The organism is Achromobacter insolitus, assembly GCF_002209555.1.
GTDB classification, from domain to species: Bacteria; Pseudomonadota; Gammaproteobacteria; order Burkholderiales; family Burkholderiaceae_B; genus Achromobacter; species Achromobacter insolitus.
On the sequence record NZ_NJIF01000003.1, the window covers coordinates 629,997 to 656,714 of the forward strand.

Here is a 26,718-nt window from a genome sequence, read left to right on the forward strand (position 1 = left end):
CCATCCGGATCGCATGCCGTTTAGCGTTTTTTTAGCGCTTGCTTAACAAACTCTTAGCAACTCGATTCCTGCGGCGTTCCTACACTTTCCTTGCCCGGCTCCCGAACCGAATCCGGCCATTGCCAGGACGCCGGCAAACGTCTCGCCACTTCCCTTTTCAAGGTCTGCATCATGAACTGCAATACCGAAGCCCAGAATTTCCCTACGTCCCGCGACGGCATGGAGCCACGCATGGACATCTATGTTGGTATCCACAAGGCGTTGCGCGCCATGATGCTCGACACGCTGCAGGCCGTGGGCCGCGTCGACGTGGACGATCCCGCCGAAACGCGGACGGCATGCGAGCGCGTGCAGGAACTGGCCGACATCTGCGCCAGCCATCTCGGCCATGAAAACGATTTTGTGCATGCGGCGATGGAAGCACGCCGCCCCGGCTCCAGCGCACGCATCGCCGCGGAGCACGTCGAACATCTCGCCGCGATCTCCCGCTTGCGCGCCGCGGCTTCCGACCTGCTGGCCGCCGGCCGGGGCGCAATGCAGGCAAAAGCCGCGCTTCGGCTGTACCGGCAATTGGCGCTATTCGTGGGCGAGAACTTTGCCCATATGCACGTAGAGGAAACGCTGCACAACCAAGTGTTGTGGTCCTGCTACAGCGACGAGGAACTGCGCGCGCTGGAAGGCTCCATCGTGGCATCGCTGCCGCCGTCCGAGAACCTCTGCATCATGCGCTGGATGGTTCCGGCCATGACGCCCGCCGAGCGCGCCGAACTGCTGGCCGGCATCCAGGCGGCCGCGCCCGCGCCTGTCTACGCCGCCGTGCTTGATGCGGTGCGGCCCCATCTGGCTCGCGAGGACTGGGTCAAGCTGACTCGTGCACTGACGCCGGCCGAGGCCGCCGTGCTGATCGTGGCCTGAAGCCTCGATCAATTTGCCTTCTCGTCCTCGCCCTTGTACCCGCTGATGTAAGCCCGTCCGGAGCAGCGCACGAAGGCCACGCAGCTCAGCCCGCCGCTCTTGGCATCGCACGTGGCGCGCGCTTCATTGCGCGCCGCCACCGGATCGGGATTCTTCGCTGTAAAACTGGTGCCCCGGCCCTTGCTGCCCTTGCCCCAGGCCATGCCCACGCAGGTATCGGTATAGGTGAGGACCGTGCGGCAGCCCACGCAATCTTCCCACTTGAGCAAGGCGTCGACCGCCTCCTTCTCGCTCGGGTAGCCATCGGCATAGGTCAACTGACCGGAATCCTTCTCAGCCACCGACCCCCAATAGCCGCGCGTGTCCAGCTTGGCCGACAAGGCTTCAAGCTGGGCCGGCGTGGCGGTGTTGGGCGCCTTGAGGTCAGCTTCGCTGTAGCCGGGGCCTACGCACAAAGGCATGACGGCAAGCTTGCACTTGCCGTCGGCGCTGTCGTTGGTGCAGGTGCGGATGGCCTTCTTGGCGGCGACTTCGGACGACACGCTGTTGCCCCAGAACAAGTCGCTGCGCGAATTGCGCGAAAACGCCACGCAGCTGTCCGAGAAATTGGTGACGCTCTTGCAGCCCTTGCCTCCGGCCTTGTTGCACTTGGCGAGCGCGGCCTCCTGCGCTTCCTTGGTGGAAGTTTCGGGCATGGCCCAATACAGCTTGGCGTGCGCTTCGTCGGTAGCCACCGCGCCGTATAGCGTGTCGGCGTGCGCCGACGGCGCCGCGGCAATGCCCAGGGCCAGCGCAGCGGCGCCAGCCAGTGCGGCTGCGGTGGAACGGAATTGGACGAACAATCGCGCGAGCATCATGGGTGTGCAATATCCAGTGGTTATGGCGCGGTGCGCCCCCGCGAAGGCTTATCGCCGGGACGCCCCCGGGGCGCAGAACGCGCGGATCGTAACACGTTACAGTTTGTCTTCCACCCTCCGATTTTCAGCGTTTCGAGGTATTACGTAACCAATTCCGCACGGGCCAAAAGCTGATGCGCCACGATTTTTTCGGTACCATTGCCGCCTCTCGGCTCGGCACCATGCGCTGGCGAGTGGTGGTCCGCCGTCTTCGGCAGCCCCCAGGTTCGACGATACGTATCGTTACTGACAGAAACTAAAACAAGACAAAATCTTGCGGCCGCTGAATTATGTTGCGGCACGCCGGATCTTTGAGGGAGCTTGGGCTCAGCATGAATAAATCGCGACTCCGTTCGACCTGGTTGCTGGCCCGTGCCTTGCCGGTGTCGCTGGCCACGGCCGCCTTGGCCGGCTGCGCGCCGATGCCCACGGGCGGCAGTTCCACGCTGCCCTCGCTGACCAATATCTTCTCGTCCGGGCTGTCGTTCTCGCCCAGCGTAAACGTGGCCAAGAACATGAAGGGCCGGCCGGTCGCCGACGCCATCACGGCGCTGGGCGAACCGTCGAAAAAGCGCGGGGTCGGCAACACCATGGAGCTGATCTGGTCCGACTACCAGACGGCGCCCTATACCGAATGGGTCTCTACCGGGACTTCGCAACAGGTGGTGGGCATGATTCCGGCCACATCGACCAGCGCCGCCACCCCCGTGTTCCAAAACACCAACCATGGCTATTACAACAACCGCACCCAGGTTTACGAATGCACCGTGGTGATGCGCATGCAGAACAGCGTCATCATCGATAGCCAGGTGGACGGCAACGTATGCCCCGAGTTCATCGCCGCGCTGCGCAAGTGGGCGGGTGAACGCGAAGCCAATAACTACCGCAGCAAGTAAGGCAAAGAAACGCTTTGCCGGGCAGGCATGGAATCCCTAGCCCGAATCCCACGCAGGCGGATACTCGATTTGGAGTATTGCCCGGGCTGGCCAGTGCTGCAAAAGTCACTGGCAGCGGTTCCGGGGCCACCGTGCTGTCGATCAAGCTGCCGCAGGCGCCCTCCCCGCAGTACCCATGAGGACTCAGGAGGTGTTCCATGAACCCCAAGAATTTCCATTTCCTCCTTCCGGCCGAAAAGCGCCCGTCATTCAGTCCGCTGAACGAGGAGGTGCACCCTGAATTCGGCTGGCTGACCGCGAACCGCTCGCGGTCGCGCGGGGCGGACGTCTTCGCGGTGATCGACACAATCGTGGTTCACGCCACGGCGGGTTACGCCACGCAGCACGCCATCGATAATTGGAAGGCCAGAAAGGCGAGCGCCCATTGGATCGTCCCGGATGAAGACGAACCTCAGCATGGCCACTTCGTCTGGTCCGTGGTCGCCGAAGCCAAGGCGGCATTTCACGTCGGGGACGTCGACTACCGGCCGCACCTGGGCCAGGGTCCCAACGTCAATAACCGCAGCCTGGGCATCGAGATCGTCAACACCCAGGACGTCCAGAACTACAAGGACCCCTATTCGGATTGGCAAGTCGAGGCGACTGCCCAGATCATTACCTATGCCTGGAGCAAGTACCCCAACCTGAAGCATGTCATTTCGCACGCCAAGCTGGACCCGAATCGCCGTTCCGACCCGGGCAGCAACTTTCCCTGGTCCAAGCTGGAGGATCTGGTGCTATCCCATACCGCGGTGGCCCAGCGGAATCCGCTGGTGTTCGCGGCCTATGCCGGAGCGCCGCGCGTCGAATACCCGGGGAACTGCTGCGGCCCCTGATCGGGGTCTTGTCTTTCCTGACATTTCGCTGACGCAAAAACGCGAATAGTTATTATTCATATAGAATCCGGACTGTCCGCAACCCCCAAAGCCTGGCAGTCCCGATGTCCCTGCCCCTTTCCACGGGCCCTCACTTTCCACGCAAACGCCTGATCGTCCTCGTCGTCGTCCTCGCATCGACGGCCTTGATCGTTCTGGCGTTCTTGTATGCCGGATCCAAGGGTTCCCCCGCCGCGCGCCCGCCCGAGTATGGGCAGATGCCGGTAGCCGTCGCGGTCGCAGCGGCCAGTGCTGGTCCGCTACAGCGCGACCTGCATGCGCTCGGAACCATCACGCCGCTCGCACAGGTGATCCTGCGCAGCCAGGTGGATGGCGAGTTGCTCAAGCTGCATTTCACCGAAGGCCAGGCCGTCACACGCGGCCAGTTGCTTGCGGAGATCGATGCGCGCCCCTACCTTGCGGCGCTGGCCGCCGCCGAGGGCGAACTCGCGCGCACCCAGGCGCTCTTGGAGAACGCCGAGGCCGATCTGCAGCGCTACCGCAAACTGGCGCGCCAGGAAGCGGTGGCGGGCCAGCAACTGGATACCGCCGAAGCTCAAGTGCGCGCGTATGCCGCGCAGCGGCAACGCAACCAGGCCCAGGTGGCCGACGCCCGGCGTCTGCTGGAGCATACGCGCATCGTTGCGCCCCACGCCGGCCGCATTGGCCTGCGCCGAGTCGACGCCGGCAACCACGTGCGCGCGGACGACGCCAACGGCTTGACCACGCTGGTCCAGACCCGGCCGATTTCAGCCCTGTTCAGCCTGTCCGAGACGCGCCTGGATATCCTGCGCCAGGCCCAGGCCAAGAATGCCGCTCTGCGCGTGCAAGCCTGGGACGCGGACGATCGCCAGTTGCTGGCCGAGGGCACGCTGGAAGCGCTGGACAACCGTATCCAGGCGGCCAGCGGCACCGTGCGCCTGCGCGCGCGCTTCGCCAATGCCGACGAATCGCTGTTTCCGAACCAATTCGTGAATATCCGCCTGGCCGTCGTGCAACAGGACAGGGTCATTTCCATCCCCACGGCCGCGGTGCAGTACGGATCCGAAGGCGCATTCGTGTTCGTGATCGGCGAAGACCTGCGCGCCAGCCGCCGCGTCCTGACCCTGGGCCCCGCCAACGCCGGCCGCATCGTGGTGCAGGCGGGCTTGGCCGAAGGCGAACGCGTGGTGGTCGAAGGCGTGGACCGCCTGCATGACGGCCGCGATGTGCAAATTGTCGAGCAGCAAAATCCATGAGCCTGTCGCGCCCCTTCATCCTGCGCCCCGTCGCCACGTCCTTCCTGATGATCGCCCTGTTGCTGTCCGGGATTCTGGCATGGCGCATGTTGCCCGTGGCGGCGCTGCCGCAGGTGGACTACCCCATCATCCAGGTGACGACGCAATATCCCGGCGCCAGCCCCAATGTCACGGCGCGCACCGTCACCGCCCCGCTGGAACGTCGTTTTGGGCAGATACCAGGCCTCAAGCAGATGTCGTCCACCAGTGGCAGCGGCATCTCGGTGATCACCCTCCAGTTCTCGCTGGACGTCTCGCTGGGCGTGGCCGAGCAGGAGGTCCAGGCCGCCATCAGCGCCAGCGGGGCCTTGCTGCCCAACGATCTGCCGACGCCGCCCGTGTACCGCAAAGTCAACCCCGCGGACGTGCCCATCCTGACGCTGGCGGTCACTTCCGATTCCCTGCCCCTGCCGCAGGTCTATGACCTGGTCGACACGCGCATGACGCAACGCCTGTCCCAGTTATCCGGCGTGGGCATGGTCAGCCTGGCCGGCGGCCAGCGGCCGGCGGTGCGGGTGCAGGTCAATCCGATGGCACTGGCCGCGCGCGGCCTGCAACTGGCAGACGTGCAGGAAGCCATCAGCAAGGCCAACTCAAACCAGCCCAAGGGCAGCTTTGACGGCCCGGTGCGCTCGGTCATCATGGATGCGAACGACCAGTTGCAAAGCGCCGAGGAGTACCGCGAACTGATCGTGGCATGGCGCAATGGCGCGCCGGTGCGGCTGGGCCAGATCGCCACGGTCGAGGACGGCGCCGAGGACCGTTACCTGGCCGCATGGGTGGACAGGCAGCCGGCCGTGCTGGTCAACATCCAGCGCCAGCCCGGCGCCAACGTCATCGCGGTGGCCGACCAGGTCAAGGCCCTGTTGCCCCAACTGACCGCCAGCCTGCCCGCGGCCGCGCAGGTCCGGGTGCTGACCGACCGCACCGAGAGCATTCGAGCCTCGGTACGGGGCGTGCAATGGGAACTGGCGTTCGCCGTGGGCCTGGTCGTGCTGGTGACGTTCCTGTTCTTGCGCAATCTGCCTGCCACGCTGATTCCCAGCCTGGCCGTGCCGCTGTCGCTGATCGGCACCTTCGGCTTCATGCATCTGGCGGGGTTCTCCACCAACAACCTGACGCTGATGGCGCTGACCATCGGCGCGGGCTTCGTGGTGGACGATGCGATCGTAATGCTGGAGAACATCGCGCGCTACCGCGAACAGGGACACAGTCCCATGTCGGCGGCGCTCAAGGGCGCCGGCCAGATCGGCTTTACCCTGGTGTCCCTGACGCTGTCGCTCATCGCGGTGCTGATTCCGCTGTTGTTCATGGAGGACGTGGTCGGCCGGCTGTTCCGCGAATTCGCCGTCACGCTGGCGGTCGCCATCCTGATATCGCTGGCGGTGTCGCTGACGCTTACGCCCATGATGTGCGCCCGGCTGCTGCCCGCGCACGAACCGTCGCGACCCGGGCTGCTGGACCGCGTCCAGGCGCGCTATGCCGGCTGGCTGGACCTGACCTTGCGCCATCAGCGCCTGACGCTGGCGGTGATGCTGGCGACCGTGGCGCTGACCGCTCTGCTTTACGTGGCCGTACCCAAAGGCTTTTTCCCGACGCAGGACGGCGGCACGCTGCAAGGCGTGACGCAGTCCTCCCAAAGCACCTCGTTCGACGCCATGTCGCGGCGCCAGCAGGCAATCGCCGAAACGCTGCTGGCGGACCCGGATGTGGCGAGCCTGTCGTCCTTCATCGGGATTGACGCCATGAACACCACGCTGAACACGGGCCGGCTGCTGATCAACCTGAAGCCCTGGTCCGAGCGCAGCGCGCCGCTGGCGGACATCATGGCGCGGCTGGATGCGCGCGCCCGCGAAGTCCAGGGCATTTCGCTGTTCCTGCAGCCGGTGCAGGAGCTCAACATCGAAGACCGCGTCAGCCGCGGCCAGTATCAATTCACGCTGACCTCGCCAGACAGCGAGCTTCTGACGCGCTGGAGCAATGCACTGACCGCTCGGCTGGACCAGGCGCCCGAACTGGCCGGCATATCCACGGACCTGCAAGGCGACGGACGCCAGGCATACCTGCAGGTCTCGCGCGACGCCGCGGCCCGGCTGGGCGTAACGATGGACGACGTCGCGCAGACGCTCTACAACGCCTTTGGCCAGCGCCAGGTCGCCACGCTGTTCACGCAGTCCAACCAGTACCGGGTCGTGCTGGAAGTGGATCGCAAGCTGGCGCTGAACCCCGACGCCCTGGAACGCATCCATCTGCAATCCGAAGACGGGCAAGCGATCCCGCTGTCCGCCCTGGCCACCGTCAGCGAACGCGCGGTGCCGCTGGCCGTCAACCACCTGTCGCAGTTTCCCGCGGTCAACCTGTCGTTCAACCTGCCCGCGGGCGGTTCGTTGGGCGCCGCCATCGCCGCCATCGAGTCGGCACGGCAGGAGATCGGCATGCCAGCCAGCGTGGAGCTGCGGCTGCAAGGCGCCGCGGCGGCCTTCCAGGCCTCGTTGTCGAACACACTGTGGCTGATGCTGGCCGCCGTGGTCACTATGTACCTGGTGCTGGGCATGCTGTATGAAAGCGCCATCCACCCGGTGACCATCCTGTCCACCCTGCCCTCGGCCGCGGTCGGCGCGCTGCTGGCGCTGCTGCTCACGGGACGGCCGCTGGACCTGATTGCAGTCATCGGCATCATCCTGCTGATCGGACTGGTGAAGAAGAACGGCATCATGATGGTGGACTTTGCGCTGGAAGCCGAACGTTCGCGCGGCCTGGCGCCGCAGGCTGCTATTCGCGAAGCCGCCCTGCTGCGCCTGCGGCCCATACTCATGACTACGCTCGCCGCGCTGTTCGGCGCGCTGCCCCTGATGCTGGCCACAGGTTCGGGCGCGGAATTGCGTCAGCCGCTAGGCTGGGTCATGGTGGGCGGGTTGCTGGTCAGTCAGGTGCTGACGCTTTTCACCACGCCCGCCGTATATCTGTTCTTCCATCGCCTGGGCCAGCGGCGCGCAGGCTGCGCCAAGCCCGGGGTTGAAGGCCCCGCGCCATGATCCGTGCCCTGCTGCACCGTCCCACCGCCTGCATCTTCCTGGCGATTGCGCTGACGTTGCTGGGCGCGGTCGCATGGCGGCTGCTGCCCGTGGCGCCGCTGCCCCAGGTCGACTTCCCCACCATCGAAGTGCGGGCAGAATTGCCAGGCGCCAGTCCCGAAAGCATGGCCAGCACCGTGGCCGCGCCATTGGAGCGGGCGCTGGGCAGCATCGCAGGCGTCAGTTCGATGACCTCGTCCAGCAACCAGGGCGCCACCCGCGTACAGCTGCAATTCGATCTGGACCGCGACATCAACGAGGCCGCCCGCGACGTGCAGGCGGCCATCAATGCCGCGCGCGCGGAACTGCCTGCCGGCATGCCGGGCAATCCCGGCTACCGCAAGGTCAATCCCTCCCAGGCGCCCATCATGGCGTTGGCGCTGAGCTCCGCTACCCGGCCCGCGGGCGAACTTTACGACCTGGGTTCGACCGTGCTGGCGCAAAAGATTTCGCAGATCAATGGCGTGGGCGAAGTAACCATGGGCGGCAGTTCACTGCCTGCCGTGCGCGTGCAGGTCAACTCCAATGCCCTGGCCCACTACGGCGTGGCACTGGACGACGTGCGCCGCGCCATCGCCGACGCCGCGCCGATGTCGCCGCAGGGCCAGCTGGATTCCGCCAGTCGGCGCTGGGAAGTCGGCACGCCCGAACAACCCCGCGCCGCGCGCGACTACGAAAGCCTGATCGTGCGCCACCAGGATGGCGCGGTGATCAGGCTGTCGCAGGTGGCGCGGGTGAGCGACTCGGTAGAAAACCGCTACAGCAGCGGCTTTCACAATCGCAACCCGGCTGTGGTCTTGACCATCAGCCGCCAGCCCGGCTCGAACATCATCGAGACCATAGCCGCGATCAACCAGGCCTTGCCCGGCCTGCGCGCGCTGATGCCGGCCAATGTGGACCTGACGGTGGCGCTGGACCGCTCGCCCGGCATCAACGCCACGCTGCGCGAAGCGCACATCACGCTTGCCCTCGCCACGGCGCTGGTGATTCTGGTGGTGTGGGTGTTCCTGGGCAATGCGCGGGCGGCGGCCATACCCAGCGTGGCCATCCCGGTGTGCCTGATCGCCACGTTCGCCGTCATGTACCTGTGGGGCTTTTCGCTGAACAACCTGTCCTTGATGGCGCTGATTGTTGCAGCCGGCCTGGTGGTCGATGACGCCATCGTGGTGCTGGAGAATATTTCCCGCCACATCGAGCGCGGCCTGTCGCCACGCAAGGCCGCGCTGCGCGGCGTGCGCGAAGTCGGGTTCACGCTGGTGGCCATGACCGTAGCGCTTAGCGTGGTCTTCGTGTCCATCCTGTTCATGGGCGGGCTGGTCGAACGGCTGTTTCGCGAGTTCTCGATCACCTTGGTCGCCGCGACCGTCATTTCCCTCGTGGTGTCGGTCGCCATTATTCCCAGTCTGTGCGCCCGATGGCTGAAACCCCCGGGCCCCGCGGCTTCCGAGCCAGATCGGCGTCCCTCGCGCATGCAGGCGGTCTTCGGCCGCATCCATGCCTGGTACGGCGATACGCTGTGGCGCGTGCTGGGCCATGCCCGGTTGACGCTCTTGCTGCTGGCGGGCGTCGTCGGGCTGACGGTCCACCTGTACGCGCAGGCGCCCAAGGGATTCCTGCCGGTGCAGGATACCGGCCAGCTCATGGGATTCGTGCGTGGCGACGACGGCTTTTCGTTCCAGGTCATGCAGCCCAAGATCGACATGTACCGCCAACTGGTGCTCAAGCACCCCGCCGTGCAGGACGTCATCGGCTACAACGGCGGCAGCCTGGGCATCAGCAACTCGCTGTTCCTCATCCGCCTGAAGCCCGCCGCCGAGCGCAAGGAATCATCGACGCAAGTCATCAACTGGCTGCGCTCGAACGCGCCCCCGGTCCCCGGCGGCATGTTCTTCCTGAATGTCGACCAGGATCTGCGCATGCCAGGCGGGTTCGGCAACTCCGGCGACCACGAACTGGCCATCATGGCCAGCGACGTGCCGGCGCTGCGGCAATGGTCCCGCAAGATCTCCAAGGCCATGCAGGAGATACCGGAACTGCGCGACGTGGACGCGGAGGGCGATGGCGCGACCCAGCAGGTGGTTATCGATATCGACCGCGCCGCCGCGCAGCGCCTGGGCGTGGACATGGGCACCATCAGCAGCGTGCTCAGCAACTCCTTCAGCCAGCGCCAGGTTGCCACGCTTTATGACGCGATGAACCAGTACCGCGTGGTCCTGGAACTGGATCCGCGCTACACCGAGGATCCCGAAGTGCTGGAGCAGGTGCAGGTAGTGGCCGCGGACGGCACTCGCGTGCCGCTGACGGCCTTCGCCACCTACGACTATGGGTTGGTGAACGACCGCGTTTTCCACGACGGCCTGTTTGCAGCCGTGGGGGTGGGCTTTTCCCTGGCCGAGGGCGTATCGCTGGAACAGGGCCTGGCCGCCATAGACGCCACCATGGCCAAGCTGATGGTGCCATCGCACATCCAGACCCGCCTGGGCGGCGACGCGCGCAACTTCCAGCAGAGCCTGCAGGACCAGCCCTGGCTGATCCTGGCGGTGCTGGTGGCGATCTACCTGGTGCTGGGCATTCTGTACGAAAGCCCGCTGCATCCGCTGACGATCCTGTCCACCCTCCCGTCCGCCGGCGTCGGCGCGCTGCTGGCGCTGCGGCTGGCCGGAATCGAATTCACGCTAATTGCGCTGCTGGGCTTGTTCCTGCTGGTGGGCATCGTCATGAAAAACGCCATCTTGATGATCGACTTCGCGCTCAGCCTGGAACGGCGCGAAGGGTTGACGCCCGAGCAGGCCATCCACCGCGCCGCCATGCTGCGGTTGCGGCCCATCGTCATGACCAATCTGGCCGGCCTGCTGGGCGCCCTGCCCTTGGTGCTGGGCATGGGCGAAGGCTCGGAGCTGCGCCGGCCGCTGGGCGTCGCTATTGTCGGCGGCCTGATGATCAGCCAGTTCCTGACGCTGTACACGACGCCTATCGTGTATTTGGCGCTGGAACGGCTGCGGCTGAAATGGAAGGCGGCGAAACCCGGACGTGAAGGATATCCGCCGCCGTGAGCGCCCGCCTCATGCCGCTGTCTGGATCCCGGCTTCGCGTATCAGGCGCGCCCACTTTTTCTGCTCGTCCAGGATGTAGCGCTGCGCGGACTCCGGCGATCCGCCCATGGCCGTGCTGCCTTCGGCGGTGAACATGGCCACGGTGGCCGGATCGGCCAGCACTTTTTCCACGACCGCATTGATTGCTTTGACTACTTCGGGCGGCGTGCCTGCCGGCGCAACCAGCGCCTTCCAGTCCAGCGCCTCGAATCCCTCGTAGCCCGATTCGGCCACGGTGGGCACGTCTGGAAGGATGGCCAGGCGCGCGCGGGAACTGACGGCCAAGGGCCGCAAGACCTTGCCCTTGAGCATTTCCTGCGCGGCCTGCGGCGTGGCGAACATATAGTCGGTGTTGCCGCCCAGAAGATCATTGAGCGCGGGCGCCGCGCCACGATAAGGCACGTTCAGCACCTGGAACTTGCCTTGATAGGCGAGCAGTTCGCCGGCCAGATGGCCCACCGTGCCGGAACCCGCCAGGGCCTGCTTGATGGCGCCGGGTTCGGCGCGCGCGTCCTTGATCAGATCGGCCAGGGTCTGCCAGCGCGCATCGGCCTTGACCACCAACACCACCGGCAGCGAGGCGATCAACGACACCGCGGCAAAGTCCTTTTCGGCGTCAAAGGGAATCTGCGGCATCAGGGCGGGATTGATGGCCAGGTTGGCGGTCTGCCCCAGACCCAGCATGAAACCGTCAGGCTTGGCCTTGGCCACGAAATCCATGCCGATGTTGCCGCCCGCGCCCGGTCGGTTTTCCACCACGACCGACCACCCGGCCATTGCCGTGACCTTGGCCGCAATGGCGCGCGCCACCGAGTCCGTCCCGCCGCCAGGCGTATAGGGAACGATGAGGCGCACGGGCCGGCCGTCCGGATAGGCGCGCGCCGTCTGGGCGCGCAGCGGCATGGCCGCGGCGCAAAGCGCGGCGCCCAGGAAGGCGCGGCGGGATAGCGTGATCATGGTTAGTCTCCTTGTGTAATTTGCCTTGCTTTCAAGGCCGCGATTTCATCGTCGCGATAGCCGACGCCGCGCAGCAGCGCGTCGGTGTGTTCGCCCACCGCAGGCGGCTGCAGGCGTATTCCGGGCTGGACGCCGCCCAGCGTGAAAGGAGCGAGCGGCACGCGGGATTGGCGTCCGTCTTCCAGGGTGATGGGCGCCAGGCCGCCCGTCGCCGCAAGATGCGGATCCTCGAACAACTGCTCGGGCCGCGTGATCGGGGCGAACGGCAGCCCTTCGCGTTCGAACACCGCCGCGAGCTCGTCCGCGCCGCGGTCCGCGAGGTGCGAACGCAATTGCGGCATCAGCCAATCGCGCGCCTGCACACGGTCGTTGTTGCTGGCCAGGCGGGGGTCGGCCAGCAGCTCGGCCAGGCCGAAGGCGCGGCAGAAGATGCCCCACTGCTTGTCGCTCACCACTGCCAGGAAGATCTGCTCGCCGCCTTTGACGGTGAACACGTCATAGATGGCCCAGGCTGAAATCCGGCTGGGCATGGGAGCGGCCGCGCGGCCGGTGACGGCGTACTGCATCATGTGCTGGCCCACCAGGAATACGTTGTTCTCGAACAGCGAGGCCTGCACCTCCGTGCCCACGCCTGTCTGCTCGCGCTGGGCCAGCGCCGCCATGGCGCCGATGGCCCCGAACATGCCGCCCATGATGTCGTTGACGCTGGCGCCCGCGCGCAACGGATCGCCGGGCCGGCCCGTCATGTAGGCCAGGCCGCCCATCATCTGGACGACCTCGTCCAGCGCCGTCCGGTGCTCGTAAGGACCGGGCAGGAAACCCTTGTGGCTCACGTAGATGAGGCGGGGATTGCGCTGCTTGAGCCTGGCATAGTCCAGACCCAGCTTCTCCATGACGCCCGCCTTGAAGTTCTCGCTGACGATGTCGGCGGAATCGATCAGGCGCAACGCCGCTTCGATTCCTTCGGGTTGCTTGAGGTCCAGGGCGATGCTCTTCTTGTTGCGGTTGAACATGGGGAAGAAGCCCGCTCCCGACCCCAGCAAGCGGCGCGTGCTGTCGCCCCCCACGGGTTCGATCTTGATGACTTCCGCGCCCAGGTCGGCCAGCAACATGCCGCAGGTGGGACCCATGACCATGTGGGTGAATTCGACGACACGGATGTGTTCGTAGGGAAGGCGTTGCTTGGACATGAGTGTGCTTCTTCTGCAAGTGACGGCCGGCCCGGGGAAGCCGGTACAGCCGCGCGTTTCGGGCAAGGCGCCCTCCTGGCGAACGCCCTGTGCTTCCAGGCCTGCGGGCCGACGAGCCGTCAAGGCTGCGGAACGAATCCTTTGGGCAAGCCGGCGTCCGGGGTCATGCCATACAGCGGCTCGCCTGGCAGGCCAGCGGCCAGCGGCGCGCGCGCGGCCACGATGTCACCCAGGTCTATGCCGGTACGCACGCCCATGGCCTCGAACATGAACACGAGGTCTTCAGTCACGACGTTGCCCGAAGCGCCCGGCGCATAGGGGCAGCCGCCCAGTCCGCCCAGCGAGCTGTCGAACGTGCGCACGCCTTCCTCCCATGCCGCCAGGCAATTGGCCAGGCCCAGGCCGCGCGTGTTGTGCATGTGGGCCGCGCCGGCCTTTTCTCCCAGTTCAATCCGCAAGCGGCGGAACAACCGGCGCACCTGCGCGGGGTTGGCATAGCCCACGGTGTCCGACAGCCCGGATTCGTCCGCGCCCGCGGCAACGCATAGCGCGGCCAGGCGGATGACGTCGTCCTCCAGCACCTTGCCCTGCAGCGTGCAGCCGAAGGCCGTCGAAATGCCAGCCTCAAGCTTCACCCCGGGAGCCAGCTCGTCACGAAGCCGGGCGATCGCGCGCACCTCATCCACCATCGCCTCGGGCGTCTTGCGCACATTGGCCAGCGAATGCTCGCGACTGGCCGAGACCGGCATGGTGAGTTTGTGCACGCCAGCCCGCAGCGCCGCCTCCGCGCCGCGCAGATTGGGCACCAGGGCCATGACCGTCAGCCCTTCGTGGCGCAGCGCATGGCGCACCACTTCGGCGGCGTCCGCCATCTGGGGCAGCAGGCGGGCCGGCACGAAAGAAGCGACTTCGATCTCGCGCACGCCGGCCGCGACCAGTGCATCGATCCAGCGCAGCTTGTCCGCCGTCGGCATCGTTGTCTTGACCGATTGCAGGCCGTCGCGCGGGCCGACTTCGCTGATCAGGACCTCAGGCGCTTGGGCGGGGTGCGTCGTCATGGTTGGGTGCCTCCATAAATTCTATCTTATAGAATGATGTTTCTTTAGATAGAATTATCAAATCCGGCACTTAGGCCTGTCAAGCGCCGAGCATCCAGGGAAAACCACGATCCCCCCGCCGGGGCAACGCCTACAATGCCCGGATTCGTTCTAAAGGATGGAATATGGCCCTGCTTGTGGATCGACCTGCCGGAGGCGCGCATGCCGCGTAAAGCCGCCACGGAATCGCTCGCCGACACCGACGCCGCGCAAGGCGGCGTGGCCGCGGTGGACCGCGCGCTGAGCTTGATGTCAGTGTTTGCGCCCGGCGACAAGGCCCTGTCGCTAAGCGAGCTGGCCGACCGCACTCGCCTGTACAAAAGCACGGTCTTGCGGCTGCTGGCCTCGCTGGAGCACGCCCGCTGGATTCAGCGCCTGGACGACGGGCGCTATGCCCTGGGTGGGGAAATCGCGCGCTTGCATGGCATTTACGCAGCGTCGTTTTCACTTGAGCAGGTGGTCGTGCCGGTGTTGCGTGACCTGGTCGCCGCCACAGGTGAAAGCGCGGCCTATCACGTCCGCCAGGGCGATGCGCGCCTGTGCCTGTACCGCGTGGATTCGCCGCACCCCGTGCGCGACCATATCCGGGCCGGCGATCTGCTGCCGCTGGATCGCGGCAGCGGCGGACGCGTCCTGACTGCCTACGACCCGGTGCGTGGCCGGGCACCGGGGCCCGAACAGGACTTGTATGCCCGCATCCGGGCCGATGGCTACTTCGCCGCCATGGGCGACCGTCTGGCGGAAGTGGCGGGTATATCCGTTCCCGTCTTCCTGCTCAACGGCGACATTGCCGCTGCGGTGACGCTAACCGCGCCCGTCCACCGCTACGTCGCCGCGCACTTGGCCGCGGTGCAGGAAGCGGCGCGGCGTCTGACCGGGAAAGTGGGCTAGCGGACCCGGGCGCGGCGGGCGCTGCTGCGGCCAGGCAGTACAAGAGCACCCGTTTTGTGAGACAGGGTTCTTGAGTCGCCGGCGTCCGGCCTGCGGGATTCCGATGCTCGCCCCGGTGGGGCTGCGCTTCGGATCCCTCCGTCCGGCCACCGGCTTACGGCATCTGCCCATGAACGGGATCCAAAGCCAATGCATCAGGCGACTGCCAGCCGAGGACCCCGGAGCCATACGAAGCGCAGCCCCACCGGGGCGAGCATCGGAATGGCGCAGGGCAGCCTCGGCGGCTAATGAACTCCGGCATCCGCAAGCTCGAAGCCCTAACGATTCAGTTTTGTGAGACAGGGTTCTTGAGTCGCCGGCGCCCGGCCTGCGGGATTCCGATGCTCGCCCCGGTGGGGCTGCGCTTCGGATCCCTCCGCCCGGCCACCGGCTCACGACATCTGCCCGCGAACGGGGACTGAAGCCACCGCATTGGGCGACTGCCAGCCGGCCACGCCCACGGCAATCAAGGCAACTGCCCGCCAGGCAGCACCAGCTTTTCCAGGTAGTCCAGATCCTCGCGCACCAGCCGCAAGGACTCGCGCACGTCTGGCGACCGAGGACGCCGGGATGCGTCGCGCAGCAACGATTGCACGGCCATGTCGGCCATGATGGCCGCGACTTCGGCTCGGCTCAGGCGGCCATCCGGCTTGTACCACCAGGCCGACCAGTTGCACATGCCGATGAGGCTGAATGCCGCAACGTGCGGATCGACCATGCGGAACTGGCCGTCGCGTATGCCGTTTTCGATGACCCGGCTGAAATTCTCCAGCACGTTGCGGCGCGAGGCCTGCACGGCCGCGCGCTGCTTGGGCGTCATGTCGGCCTCGGTCCGGTCGGCCACGCGGAATTCGGCGGTGCGCGACAGGATCAGGTCGGCGTGTTGCGTGACCAGGGCGCGCAGCGCCTCGACAGGGTCCAGGTCCTCGCGCGTTGCGGTCTCGCCGGCCATTTTCTTGGCCGCGCTCAGCACGTCTTCGGTCAGCGAACGCAAGATCGCGTCCTTGCTCTTGAAATAGTAATAGACGGCGGTGCGGCTCAGGCCCAGGGACTCGGCAATATCCTGGATGCTGGTGCCGCCCGTGCCGCGCTTGATGAAAAGCGTGGCCGCGGCGTCGAGTATGGCGGTGCGCAGCGCTTCGCCCTTCAGCGCTCCCTTGGTGCTTGCGTCGTTCACGTTGCGATGTTCCTCGAATAGACCGTCCGGGACGGTCCCGTCCCGAAATTATGGCATGGGGCCATTCGGTCCCAGGCCGCGGCCGTCCACACTTTCCCGCTCTTGGGTCCCTCATTTTTGACGCCACTGTCAATTTTTTAAATTTAATTGACACTCAAGTCAAATATTCGTCTAATACGTCAAAACCGAGGTCCACGGACCATCGCCCCAGGAGACGAATGTGACTACCGCCCCCTCCAGCCAGATCACCGCCGGCTTTCTCAACACCGATTGGAACCCCCGCGACCTGCCCGCCGGCGCCTCGACCCGCAACGTCGTGCTGCGCACGGCGGACGGCGCCGCCACCTCCGGATCGCTGTATCAGCCGGCCGGCGCGCGCCCCGATACCGTGGTCTGCGTCATGCATCCGCGGGAATTCATGGCCTGCCATTACCTGATTCCGGACATCGTCGGCGCCGGTATTGCCGCCTGGTCGCAAGGCGCCCGTTCCGTCGGCAACGACCTCAGGCTGGAACATGAACTGGCGTTGCAGGACGTGGCCGCAGGCCTGCGTTTCCTGCGCGACCAGGGATTCAAGAAGATCGTGTTGCTGGGCAATTCCGGCGGCGCGGGCCTGTATGCCTACTATGCGCAGCAGGCCGGCCTGCCGGCCTCCGAACGCGTCGCCCGCACGCCGGGCGGAAAGTCCAGCGGCCTGGATGAACTGGACATGCCCGAGGTACACGGCCTGGTGCTGGTTGGCCCCCACCCCGGCCAAGGCTCGCTGCTGCTGAACTGCATCGATCCGTCCGTCGCCGACGAGAACGATGCGCTCTCGGTCATGCCGGAACTCGATCCGCTCTCGCCGGACAACGGCTACCGGCCCAAGGGCCAGGCGCGCTACGCGCCGGCATTCGTGACGCGCTACCGCCAGGCGCAGCGCGACCGGGTGGCCCGGCTGGATACGCTCGCGCGGCAGCTCATCGCCGACCGCCTGGCTGCCCGCGCCGACGTCAAGAGCGGCGCCGATGCGTCCGCCGAGCGCCGGCGCCAGGCCGCGCACACGCCCGTGCTGGTGGTCTGGCGCACCGATGCCGACCTGCGTTGCCTGGACCTGAGCCTGGATCCTTCCGACCGCCACCCGGGCTCTCTGTGGGGCAAGGACCCTTACGCATCGAACTACGGCGCCGTCGGCTTCGCCCGTTTCTGCACGCCCGAAAGCTGGTTGTCGACCTGGTCCGGCCTGTCTTCCAACGCCAGCATGGCGCGCACCGCCAGCGGCATCAATCAACCCACCCTGATCATCGAATACACCGGAGACCAGGCCTGTTTCCCTTCCGACGTGCGTGCCATCCACGACGCCATCCCCGCGCCCGACAAGACCCATCTGCGCATCCGGGGCGACCATCACGGCCGCGCCCTGGCTGACAGCGAAGAGCCCGGACGCTACGCCGCTGGCCGCGAGCTGGCCGCCTGGCTGCGCGCGCGTTTCCTGTAATCCGAATGCCGACGGAGCAAGCCATGACTGCAACCCCCAATACCCCCGCCCCGCTGCGCCTGCACGGCGTGGACCATACGGCGCGGCCCACCTGGCGCCTGCGCGAAACGGTCGCGTTCTATCGCGACATACTCGGCCTGCCGCTGGTCCATGTGATCTCGGCGCGCGGTTGGGGCCCCGCGACACATCCGGATTTCCTGCACTTCTTTTTTGACAGCGGCCAGGGCAGCACGATCGCGTTCTTCTATTACCTCGGTTCGGACGAACCCCAGGCGCTGCACGGACGCAGCAACATGCGGCCACTGCCGGAAGACCACGTGTTCGACGCCACGCATACCGCCTGGTTGGTTGAAAGCGAGGACGAGCTCAAGGCCTGGAAACAGAAATTGCAGGATGCCGGGCTCGAAGTCTCCGTGGAGACCCGCCATGAGGTGATCGAATCCATCTACGTGCGCGACCCCAACGGCTACTTCATCGAATTCACGCGCAAATTGCGCCCGCTGGGCGAGGTCGACGCTATCGACGCCGATCTGACGCTGCGCGCGGCCATGCAGGCAGAAGCCGACGCGGAATCGGCCGGCCGCCGGGTCCAGCACATCGACGACATCTGGTCGCGCAAGGCGGCGTTGTTGGAGGAACGGCTGGAACTGACGGATGACGCCGGCGGATCCCGCGTGCGGATCTTCGTGCCGCGCGTCGAGGAATTCTCTTCATTGGTGCAGGACGCCTCGGCACGCGAAAACTGCACCGTCGTGCCGGGCGAACATTTCGACTGCATCGTCGCCGACGGCACGGTGGAATTCCAGCGCAAGACCCTGGGGCTCAAGCCGGCCGTCTGGTATGGCTTGTTCACCGGCGGCGTAAGCGGCACGATCGACGTCCTGGACCGCGACCGCGTCCGGATCTCGTCCGCGCGCCACTGAGACACGGGCCTGGAGGAGACAATCATGCGAGATATACGCCACCCCATAGAGGGCGTGATCTACCACCATCCCGAACGTGCCCGCCAGTACTTCGCCAGCGGCGCCTGGGAACGCTCGACCGTGGGCGCGGCGCTGCAGGCCACCGCCCGCCGCTGCCCTGAGCGCACCGCGCTGATCTTCGACGAAGGCAGCCTCAGCTTCCGGGAATTGGACGAACAGACCGACAGGCTGGCGGCCGCCTTGCTCAAGCTGGGCCTGGCGCCCTCGGACCGAGCGATTTTCCAGATGGGAACCACGCTGGAAACGGCGCTGGCGCTGCTTGCCTGCTACAAGGCCGGGATCGTCCCCGTCTGTTCGCTGCCGCAGCATCGAGAACTGGAAATCGGCCAGCTCACGCGCCAGACCCGCGCTCGCGGATACTTCGTGCAAGCCGATTTCGGCAAGTTCGACCTGCCCGCCTTCGCCGCCGGCATGCTGGCCGCCAGCGACACGCTGGAACACCTGATCGTGGCGCGCGGCGACACCCCGCACGGCGTATCCCTGCGCAACCTGATGGACGCCATGCCGCTGGCCGATGCCCGCCGCATCCTGGCGGAGCGGGGCCCGGGCTGCGAAGACGTGCTGAACTTCCAGCTGTCGGGCGGCACGACCGGCATGCCCAAGATCATCCCGCGCTTCCATGCCGAATACCTGGGCCATTCGCTGGCCTGCGCCCGCCGCTACAAGATGCAGGATGACGACCGCATCATCTGGGCGCTGCCCTTGCTGCACAACGCGGCCCAGGTCTACGTGCTGATCCCGGTAATAGCCATGGGCGTGTCCGCGGTGCTGATGCCCCGGGTCGACGTGCCGCGCATGCTGGAGCTGATCGAACGCCATCGCGTCACGCGCGCCATGTCCATCGGGCCCATAGCCCCGCAGATCATGGCCTTCGCCGACCTGGCGCGCTATGACCTGTCCAGCCTGCGTCTGTTCATCACCATGAGCGCGGCGGACCGGCTCGAAGCCCACCTGAACGTGCCGTGCTCCAACCTGTTCGGCATCACGGAAGGCTTACTCCTGGGATCCCCCGCCGACGCGTCCGAGTACGAACGCCACCACACCCAGGGCCGCTCGGGCTGCCCGGAGGACGAGATCCGCCTGCTGGCGCCCGGCACGGAAGAGCCCGTCGGGGACGGCCAGATGGGAGAGTTGTGCTTTCGCGGACCCGCCACCCTGCCGGGTTTCTTCGACGCGCCGGCAGCCAACGCGGCGGCTTACACCTCCGACGGCTTTTACCGCACTGGCGACATGATGACGGCGCGCGTGGTGGATGGCGCCACCTGCTACGCCTTCGAAGGCCGCCTGCGCGACAACATCAATCGCGGCGGCGAGAAGATCGGCTGCGAGGAAGTCGAGGCGCTGGTGGGCGCCCATCCCGCAATTTCGGAGGCGCGCCTGGTGGCCATGCCCGACCCGTTCTATGGCGAAAAAGGCTGCATCTTCATCATCGTGAGGCCCGGCCAGACCGCTCCCAGCCTGACCGAACTGGCGGATTTCCTCACCAGCCAAGGACTCGCCAAATACAAATGCCCGGAACGCATCGAACAGATCGACGCCTTCCCCGTCACCAAGGTTGGCAAGCTCGACAAGGCCGCCTTGCGCCAGACGGTTGCGGAAATGCTCAACCAGGAGGCCGCCCGAGCCCGAGGAGACCAGCAATGACCAGCACTGAGCACGTCGTCAGCGAGACGCCGTTCATCGTGCGCCGCCGCGTCAAATGGGGAGACTGCGACCCTGCCGGCGTCGTCTACACCGTGACCTTCGGCGAATACGTGCTGTCGGCCGCCGAGCTGTTCTACGGTCAACTTTTCAATGGCACGCCGCAACGCATCAAGGACGAACATGGCTTCGGCACGCCTACGCGCGCGCTGTCATTCGACTTCCAGGCCTCGCTCTGGCCCGACGAGGAATTCGACATGTGCGTCAGGGTCGAGGAGATCCGCACCCGCACCTACACCTTGCACGTCGCCGGCAGCGTGCGGGGCCAGCCCGCCTTCGACGCCAGGCTGACCCCGATCTGCGTGGCGCGGGGCGAACGCCGCGCCATCGAAGTGCCCGCCGCCCTGCGCGGCGCGCTGCAGTCCTATCAGGAAGCCTGCCTGCAGGCCGAAGCAAACAGGAGTCAGGAAAAATGAAGATCGCCGTCATCGGAGCGGGCCCCGCGGGCCTGTATTTTTCGCTGCTTGCAAAAAAGCATGCCCCGGAGCACGAGATCACCGTGTATGAACAGAACCCGCGCGGCGCCACTTACGGCTGGGGCGTGGTGTTCTCGGACATTGGCCTGTCCTTCCTGCGCGAGGCCGACCCGGACTTCTTCCGGGCCTTCGTCGCGCACCATGAACGCTGTGACTACATGGAGATCATCCATCAGGGCGCCCGCGTCCAGGTGCAAGGCAACCATTTCTCGCGCACGGCCCGCATCGACATGCTGGCAGTCCTGGAAAAGGCCTGCCTGGAGGCCGGGGTGCGTATCCTGCACGAACAACGGATCGAGGACGTGGAACGGCTGGCCTCGGAAGTGGACATGGTCGTGGCCGCCGACGGCAGCAACAGCGCCGTGCGCAAGCAATTCGCCGAACACTTCCGCCCCAGCTTCGAACGCCGCCGCAACAAGTTCGCCTGGTACGGCACGCGCCAGCGCTTCCATCCCGTGTCGCTGATCTTCCGCGATACCGGCCACGGCATCTTCATCGCGCACAGCTACCAGTACAGCAAGGATCTGAGCACCTTCCTGGTGGAAGTCGACCCCGAAACCTGGCAACGGGCAGGCCTGGACACCGCCAGCGAAGACGAAAGCCGCCGCTACTGCGCCGACGTGTTCCGCGCCGACCTGGGCGCAAACGAACTGCTCAGCAACCGTTCGCTATGGTTCGAGGCGAACATCGTGCGCAACGAACGCTGGTCGCACCGCAATATCGTGCTGCTGGGCGATGCCTTGCGCACGGTGCATTTTTCGCTCGGGTCCGGCACCCGCATGGCGATGCAAGATGCGATTGCGCTGCATCAAGGGCTTGCGCAGCATCCCGACGACGCGCAGGCCGCCTTCGCGCATTTCGAGACGCAGCGCCGCCCTGCTTCCGCCAACTTCCAGGCGGCTGCCGCGCGCAGCCTGGACTGGTACGAGAACGTGGCGACGAAGATGGACCTGGATCCGGTGTCCTTCGTCTACGACTACATGCGCCGCACCGGCCAGGTCAGCCATGAAGACCTGCGCCAGCGCGATCCGGGCTTCGCCGCGGCCTACGAGGCACTGCATCCGGAGGCCGCAGCCCTGACCTGACCCGACTTGCACAAACCTTGCCGTGACGACCGGCCCGGGCGCGTATTTCCCCGCGCTTTCGGCCTAAACATAAGCGACGCCCCAAGGCGCCGCAACCATCCATGGATAGTGGAGGAGACATGAAGAAAACCCTCTGGAGCATGGCGCTGACTGGCGCCCTGGCCTGCGCCGCGGCACAGGCCCAATCCGACAAATACCCCGAACGGCCGGTGCGCATCGTGCTGCCGTACTCGGTCGGCAGCGGCCCCGACGCGGTCGCCCGCATGCTGGGCGAACAGCTCACCGCGGCATGGAAGCAGCCGCTCATTGTGGAGAACAAGCCGGGAGCCAATGGCTGGCTGGCAATCGGCGAGGTCAAGCGCGCCACGCCCGATGGCTACTCGCTGGCCGTCGTGGACAACACCCACATGACGCTGCAACCGCAGCTCTACCGCAACCTTCCCTTCGACCCCGTTGCCGACTTTGTGCCCGTGGCGCCGATCTACACCACGCATTTCTTCATGGTGGTGTCGGCCTCTTCCCCATGGAACAGCGTTACCGATCTGATCGCAGCGGCCAAGTCCCAACCCGGCAAGCTGACCTACGGCACCTGGGGCATGGGCAGCGTGGCGCACGTGGGCACGTCCATGTTCCAGACCGCCACGCAGACCAGCATGACGCATGTCCCGTTCAAGGACCTGGCCCAGCTCTATACCGCGGTAGCGAACGGCGAAGTGGACTGGGCCTTCGGCACGGCCGCCACGGTCCAGAATCTGTACCAGGCCAAACGGGTCAAGCTGCTGGCGCTGGCCGCGCCATCGCGCCTGGGCTCGTATTCGGACGTACCGACGGTCAGCGAAGCCGGCGGCCCCAAGGATTTCGAGCTCAAGACCTGGGTCGCCGCGTTCGCGCCGAAGGGCACGCCGGAGGCCGTGATCAAGCGCATCAACGCCGCCATTTCCCAGGCCGTGGTCGCCCCTGCTGTGCGCAAGCGCTTCGACACCTATGGCTTTGATGCCTGGCCGGAGGACTCGGCCGCGTTGGCGCAGGCCCGCGACGCGGACGCTGCGCGCTTTGCGGCTGTGGTCAAGCAGGCCAATATCTCGCTGGATTGACGCCAGCCCCCGGGGCCGCCCGCCGCGGCCCCCCTAGGCCTCTGCCTCCGGCGCCTTGGGCGTGGCCGTCAGCCGGCGCGCCATGAACTCCAGGAACTCCCTGGCCAGCGCTGGCAGGGTCCGGCCCTGCAGCGTCAGGACCTGGATACTGCGCTGCCGCATCTCCGGATTGCTGAACGGCACCGCGACCAGGGCCTCTCCGTCCCGCTGCCCCAATAGCGTCAGGTAGCCCGACAGCGCCACGATGTCGCTGCCCGGCAGCATGGGCAGGAAGGCCGCGGAATGGTTGGACACATACGCGGGCTCGATATGCAGTCCCGCATTGGCGCAAGCGGCGTCGAACAACTGCCGCACCGTAGTGCCGTGGTCGCCCAAGGACAGCGGCACTTTCGTCAGGTCGCGCATGCTGAGGCTGCGCCGGCCGGCCAGCGGATGATGCCGGCACATGACCGCGTACACCGGGGCGCGCACCAGCAGTTCGGTCTTGAGACGGTCGTCCTGCGCGGTGGTGTAGCGCAGCGCCAGCTGCGACAGCCCTTCCAGGATCTGGCGGCTGACCTCTTCGGGCCTCTCCACGTGCAAATGGAAGCGGGCTTCAGGCCGGACCTGCTTGAATTCGGCCATGCACATGGGCAGGAAGCGATGCGCAAAGCCCTCGGTGCAGGCCAGCCGTATGGTGACGTCGCCCAGGTGGCTGCGCTGGCGGATCTCCGTCGTCACGCGCTCGGCCTCAAGCGCCGCCGCATTGGCGTAGGCAGCCAACTGGCGGCCTGCCTCGCTCAATTCCATGCCGCGCGCCTGACGCTCGAACAGCGCAATGCCCAGTCCGTCCTCTAGCTTGGCGATCTGTCGGCTGATGGCCGATGCCGCCACATGCTGCTCTGCGGCCGCGCCGGCAATGGAACCGCAGCGCGCAACTTCCAGAAAGTATCTCAAGCCCAATGAAATCATGACCGCCCCCTTGACCCATGCCTTTATAGCAACGAAACAATGCTAATTATCTAATTGTGGCATGTGGTGAAGCGTAATAACTTTGTGCCTCCCTCAGCATCGCAGGCGCCGACGTGACACGCGAACAAGCCCTACTCCAAGCCGTTCAAGCCTATGACAATGGCGACTTGCGCGCCGCGCTGGCCCGCCGCGTCGCCTACGCGACGGAAAGCGAGGTGCCGGACCAGGCCCCGGCGCAGCATGCCTATTTGAACGAAGAACTGGCGCCCCGGCTCAAGGAGCTGGGCTTTGCCTGTGAGGTGCATTCAAACCCTTCCGGCGCCGACCTGCCGATCCTGGTTGCGCGCCGCATCGAACAGGCTGGCCTGCCAACTGTGCTGATGTATGGGCACGGCGACGTGGTGCGCGGCAATGCTCCCAAATGGGAAGCGGGCCGCGATCCCTGGCGCCTGCAGGTCGAGGGCGACCGCTGGTACGGGCGCGGCACGGCGGACAATAAGGGCCAGCACAGCATCAACCTGGAAGCCTTGCGCCAGGTCATCGCCGCGCGCGGCGGCGCGCTGGGCTTCAACACGATCTGGCTGATCGAGACAGGCGAGGAAGCCGGGTCTCCCGGGCTGGCCGCCTTCTGCGAGGCGCAGCGCGACGCGCTGGCGGCTGACGTCTTCATCGCCAGCGACGGTCCGCGCCTGAGCGCGCAGCGCCCGACCCTTTTCATGGGTTCGCGCGGCGCGGTGAACTTCGAACTGAAACTGAAGGCGCGCGAACGAGGCTATCACTCGGGCAACTGGGGCGGCCTGCTCGCCAACCCGGCCATCGTGCTGGCACACGCGATCGCCTCGATGGTCGACGCGCGCGGCCGGATCACCGTGCCCGGCCTGCGTCCGCCCCCCATCCCCGCCGCAGTGGCCGCAGCGCTGGCCGACCTGGAAGTGGGCGGCGGCGAGGACGATCCGGATATCAACGCCTGGTGGGGCGAGCCTGGCCTGAGCGCGCCGGAAAAAGTGTTCGGCTGGAACAGCCTGGACGTCCTGACCTTCGGCGCCGGTGATCCGGCCAAGCCGGTCAACGCCATACCGCCCGAGGCGGTGGCCTGGTGCCAGCTGCGTTTCGTGGTCGGCACGGACTGGCAGGCGCTGCAGACGCACGTGCGGGAACACCTGCGCGCCGCGGGCTTCGAGGACATCCAGGTACGCATCGGCATGCAGGCCGGCGCCACCCGCCTCTCGCCCGACAATCCTTGGGTGCGCTGGGCCGCCGCATCGCTGGAACGCAGTACCGGCAAGCGCCCGGCGTTGCTGCCGAATCTGGGCGGATCCCTTCCCAATGACATCTTCGCCGACCAGCTCGGCCTGCCCACGCTGTGGGTGCCGCATTCCTATCCCGCCTGCGCGCAGCACGCTCCGAACGAACACCTGCTGGGCAGCGTCGCACGCGAGGGGCTGGCCATCATGGCCGGCCTGTTCTGGGACCTGGGCGACCAGGGCGGCGCCCTGCGCCAGGCGGCCGCCACCCCGTCTTCCAACTCCACCCGAACGGGATCTCCGTCATGACCGTCAAATTCCGCGCCGCCCTGGCGGCCGCAAGCCTTGCCGCGCTCGCGCATTCGGGCGCCGTCCACGCCGCCTATCCCGAACAAGCGATCAAGATCGTCGTCCCCTTCACGCCTGGCGGCGCAACCGACGCCGTGGCGCGTCTGCTGGCCAACAAGCTGTCCGGCAAGTTCGGCCAGCCTGTCATCGTGGAGAACCGCCCTGGCGCATCCACCGTGATCGGCGCGGAAACGGCGGCGCGCGCGCAACCTGACGGCTACACCTTGATGCTATCGGGCAGCACGACCTACACCGTGCTTCCGGCGCTCAAGCCCGGCCTGCCCTACGACCCGCAAAAGAGCTATGAACACATCGCCATCGTCGCCATGGCGCCCGTGGTGTTGCTGGCCAAGAACGGCCTTGCGGCCGGCACCGTGCAGGAAGCGGCCGCGCTGGCCCGGCAGCAAAGCGCCAAGGGCGGCCTGATGTACGGCACCTTCGGCCCTGGATCCGCGCCGCACCTGGCGGGCGAGATGTACGCCGAGGCCGCGGGCGCCAAGATGTTGCCGGTGCCCTACAAAGGCAGCGCGCAGTTGGTCACGGCCATGATAGGCGGCGAGGTCGACCTGGGCGTGGACACGGTGTCTTCCGCCGCGCCACAGGTTCGCGCCGGTAAGATCCGGGCGCTGGCCGTGACGGGCGAACGCCGCATGCCGCAACTGCCCGACGTGCCAACCTTCGCGGAAGCCGGCATGGCGGACGTTTCCTTCGTGGGCTGGTACGCGCTGGTAGCGCCAGCGCGCACGCCGGCCCCGGTAGTGGACACCCTGAGCCGCGCCGTGGCGGAAATCATGGAAGATACGCAGGTGCGCAAAGCGGTGGCGGACCTGGCGCTGGACCCCGTCTATTTGCCCGGGCCGGCGTTCAGGGCGCAGATCACGAAGGAACTGCGCACCTTTTCCGAAGTGGCCGCCCGCGCCGGCATCACGCTGGACTAGCCGCGG

Annotated in this window: 21 protein-coding genes; 15 read left to right on the top strand and 6 right to left on the bottom strand. The window is 66.3% G+C overall.

Going from position 1 to position 26,718, the window contains the following annotated elements:
* The first annotated feature begins 231 nt into the window (after positions 1 to 231).
* Entirely contained in the window at positions 232 to 915 is a 684-nt protein-coding gene (locus CEY08_RS13080) for a hemerythrin domain-containing protein (protein ID WP_223306465.1), read from the top strand.
* Positions 916 to 923: 8 nt separating this feature from the next.
* Here CEY08_RS13080 and CEY08_RS13085 read toward each other — a convergent pair whose 3' ends face one another.
* Positions 924 to 1,772 carry a DUF4189 domain-containing protein gene (locus CEY08_RS13085; protein ID WP_042793424.1) on the bottom strand — a complete coding sequence of 283 codons (849 nt, stop codon included), beginning with the start codon at positions 1,770 to 1,772 and terminating at the stop codon, positions 924 to 926.
* 371 nt (positions 1,773 to 2,143) lie between these two features.
* Here CEY08_RS13085 and CEY08_RS13090 point away from each other — a divergent pair, with 371 nt between their 5' ends.
* The 5 genes from CEY08_RS13090 to CEY08_RS13110 all read left to right on the top strand — a co-directional run bounded on the left by CEY08_RS13090 (position 2,144) and on the right by CEY08_RS13110 (position 11,025).
* Positions 2,144 to 2,707 (top strand): hypothetical protein, encoded by a 564-nt coding sequence (locus CEY08_RS13090; RefSeq protein WP_042793423.1) that lies wholly within the window; start codon positions 2,144 to 2,146, stop codon positions 2,705 to 2,707.
* Positions 2,708 to 2,904: 197 nt separating this feature from the next.
* A complete protein-coding gene (locus CEY08_RS13095) occupies positions 2,905 to 3,582 on the top strand; it encodes an N-acetylmuramoyl-L-alanine amidase (protein ID WP_063640758.1) in 678 nt (225 codons plus the stop codon).
* A gap of 104 nt (positions 3,583 to 3,686) precedes the next feature.
* Positions 3,687 to 4,859, top strand: a complete 1,173-nt coding sequence (locus tag CEY08_RS13100) for an efflux RND transporter periplasmic adaptor subunit (protein WP_042793422.1) — start codon at positions 3,687 to 3,689, stop codon at positions 4,857 to 4,859.
* Positions 4,856 to 7,933 (top strand): multidrug efflux RND transporter permease subunit, encoded by a 3,078-nt coding sequence (locus tag CEY08_RS13105; protein ID WP_076813216.1) that lies wholly within the window; start codon positions 4,856 to 4,858, stop codon positions 7,931 to 7,933. The genes CEY08_RS13100 and CEY08_RS13105 overlap by 4 nt, the downstream gene beginning before the upstream one ends.
* Positions 7,930 to 11,025 carry an efflux RND transporter permease subunit gene (locus CEY08_RS13110; protein WP_076813214.1) on the top strand — a complete coding sequence of 1,032 codons (3,096 nt, stop codon included), beginning with the start codon at positions 7,930 to 7,932 and terminating at the stop codon, positions 11,023 to 11,025. The genes CEY08_RS13105 and CEY08_RS13110 overlap by 4 nt, the downstream gene beginning before the upstream one ends.
* A gap of 9 nt (positions 11,026 to 11,034) precedes the next feature.
* Here the strand turns inward: CEY08_RS13110 and CEY08_RS13115 are convergent, their stop codons facing one another.
* The 3 genes from CEY08_RS13115 to CEY08_RS13125 form a co-directional block, all read right to left on the bottom strand.
* Positions 11,035 to 12,021, bottom strand: a complete 987-nt coding sequence (locus CEY08_RS13115) for a Bug family tripartite tricarboxylate transporter substrate binding protein (RefSeq protein WP_076813212.1) — start codon at positions 12,019 to 12,021, stop codon at positions 11,035 to 11,037.
* A gap of 2 nt (positions 12,022 to 12,023) precedes the next feature.
* The gene (locus tag CEY08_RS13120) at positions 12,024 to 13,211 is read right to left on the bottom strand and encodes a CaiB/BaiF CoA transferase family protein (protein WP_063640762.1); all 1,188 of its coding nucleotides are present in this window, start codon (positions 13,209 to 13,211) and stop codon (positions 12,024 to 12,026) included.
* 119 nt (positions 13,212 to 13,330) lie between these two features.
* On the bottom strand, positions 13,331 to 14,269 hold the full coding sequence (locus tag CEY08_RS13125) for a hydroxymethylglutaryl-CoA lyase (protein WP_076813210.1): 939 nt from the start codon (positions 14,267 to 14,269) through the stop codon (positions 13,331 to 13,333).
* Positions 14,270 to 14,470: 201 nt separating this feature from the next.
* On the opposite strand from CEY08_RS13125, the gene CEY08_RS13130 reads away from it, so the two are divergent.
* Positions 14,471 to 15,199 (top strand): IclR family transcriptional regulator, encoded by a 729-nt coding sequence (locus CEY08_RS13130; protein WP_076817647.1) that lies wholly within the window; start codon positions 14,471 to 14,473, stop codon positions 15,197 to 15,199.
* A gap of 505 nt (positions 15,200 to 15,704) precedes the next feature.
* Here CEY08_RS13130 and CEY08_RS13135 read toward each other — a convergent pair.
* Complete coding sequence (locus CEY08_RS13135) at positions 15,705 to 16,415, bottom strand: TetR/AcrR family transcriptional regulator (RefSeq protein WP_042793417.1); 711 nt, start codon at positions 16,413 to 16,415, stop codon at positions 15,705 to 15,707.
* A gap of 220 nt (positions 16,416 to 16,635) precedes the next feature.
* Here CEY08_RS13135 and CEY08_RS13140 point away from each other — a divergent pair, with 220 nt between their 5' ends.
* The 6 genes from CEY08_RS13140 to CEY08_RS13165 all read left to right on the top strand — a co-directional run bounded on the left by CEY08_RS13140 (position 16,636) and on the right by CEY08_RS13165 (position 23,231).
* Positions 16,636 to 17,892 (top strand): alpha/beta fold hydrolase, encoded by a 1,257-nt coding sequence (locus CEY08_RS13140; RefSeq protein ID WP_088607690.1) that lies wholly within the window; start codon positions 16,636 to 16,638, stop codon positions 17,890 to 17,892.
* A 23-nt stretch (positions 17,893 to 17,915) separates the two neighbouring features.
* The gene (locus CEY08_RS13145) at positions 17,916 to 18,815 is read left to right on the top strand and encodes a VOC family protein (protein WP_076813208.1); all 900 of its coding nucleotides are present in this window, start codon (positions 17,916 to 17,918) and stop codon (positions 18,813 to 18,815) included.
* Between the two features lie 24 nt (positions 18,816 to 18,839).
* Positions 18,840 to 20,519 carry an AMP-binding protein gene (locus tag CEY08_RS13150; protein ID WP_076813206.1) on the top strand — a complete coding sequence of 560 codons (1,680 nt, stop codon included), beginning with the start codon at positions 18,840 to 18,842 and terminating at the stop codon, positions 20,517 to 20,519.
* Positions 20,516 to 20,992: an acyl-CoA thioesterase gene (locus CEY08_RS13155; RefSeq protein WP_042793413.1), complete on the top strand. Its 477-nt coding sequence runs from the start codon at positions 20,516 to 20,518 to the stop codon at positions 20,990 to 20,992. The genes CEY08_RS13150 and CEY08_RS13155 overlap by 4 nt, the downstream gene beginning before the upstream one ends.
* On the top strand, positions 20,989 to 22,137 hold the full coding sequence (locus CEY08_RS13160) for an FAD-dependent monooxygenase (protein WP_063640769.1): 1,149 nt from the start codon (positions 20,989 to 20,991) through the stop codon (positions 22,135 to 22,137). Before CEY08_RS13155 ends, CEY08_RS13160 begins: the two co-directional genes overlap by 4 nt.
* A 119-nt stretch (positions 22,138 to 22,256) precedes the next feature.
* The gene (locus tag CEY08_RS13165) at positions 22,257 to 23,231 is read left to right on the top strand and encodes a tripartite tricarboxylate transporter substrate binding protein (protein ID WP_042793412.1); all 975 of its coding nucleotides are present in this window, start codon (positions 22,257 to 22,259) and stop codon (positions 23,229 to 23,231) included.
* Between the two features lie 33 nt (positions 23,232 to 23,264).
* Here CEY08_RS13165 and CEY08_RS13170 read toward each other — a convergent pair whose 3' ends face one another.
* Positions 23,265 to 24,182: a LysR family transcriptional regulator gene (locus CEY08_RS13170; RefSeq protein ID WP_076813202.1), complete on the bottom strand. Its 918-nt coding sequence runs from the start codon at positions 24,180 to 24,182 to the stop codon at positions 23,265 to 23,267.
* A 113-nt stretch (positions 24,183 to 24,295) separates the two neighbouring features.
* On the opposite strand from CEY08_RS13170, the gene CEY08_RS13175 reads away from it, so the two are divergent.
* Both CEY08_RS13175 and CEY08_RS13180 read left to right on the top strand, forming a co-directional pair.
* Positions 24,296 to 25,735: a M20 family metallopeptidase gene (locus tag CEY08_RS13175; protein WP_076813199.1), complete on the top strand. Its 1,440-nt coding sequence runs from the start codon at positions 24,296 to 24,298 to the stop codon at positions 25,733 to 25,735.
* On the top strand, positions 25,732 to 26,712 hold the full coding sequence (locus tag CEY08_RS13180; RefSeq protein ID WP_063640772.1) for a Bug family tripartite tricarboxylate transporter substrate binding protein: 981 nt from the start codon (positions 25,732 to 25,734) through the stop codon (positions 26,710 to 26,712). Before CEY08_RS13175 ends, CEY08_RS13180 begins: the two co-directional genes overlap by 4 nt.
* Positions 26,713 to 26,718 lie beyond the last annotated feature (6 nt).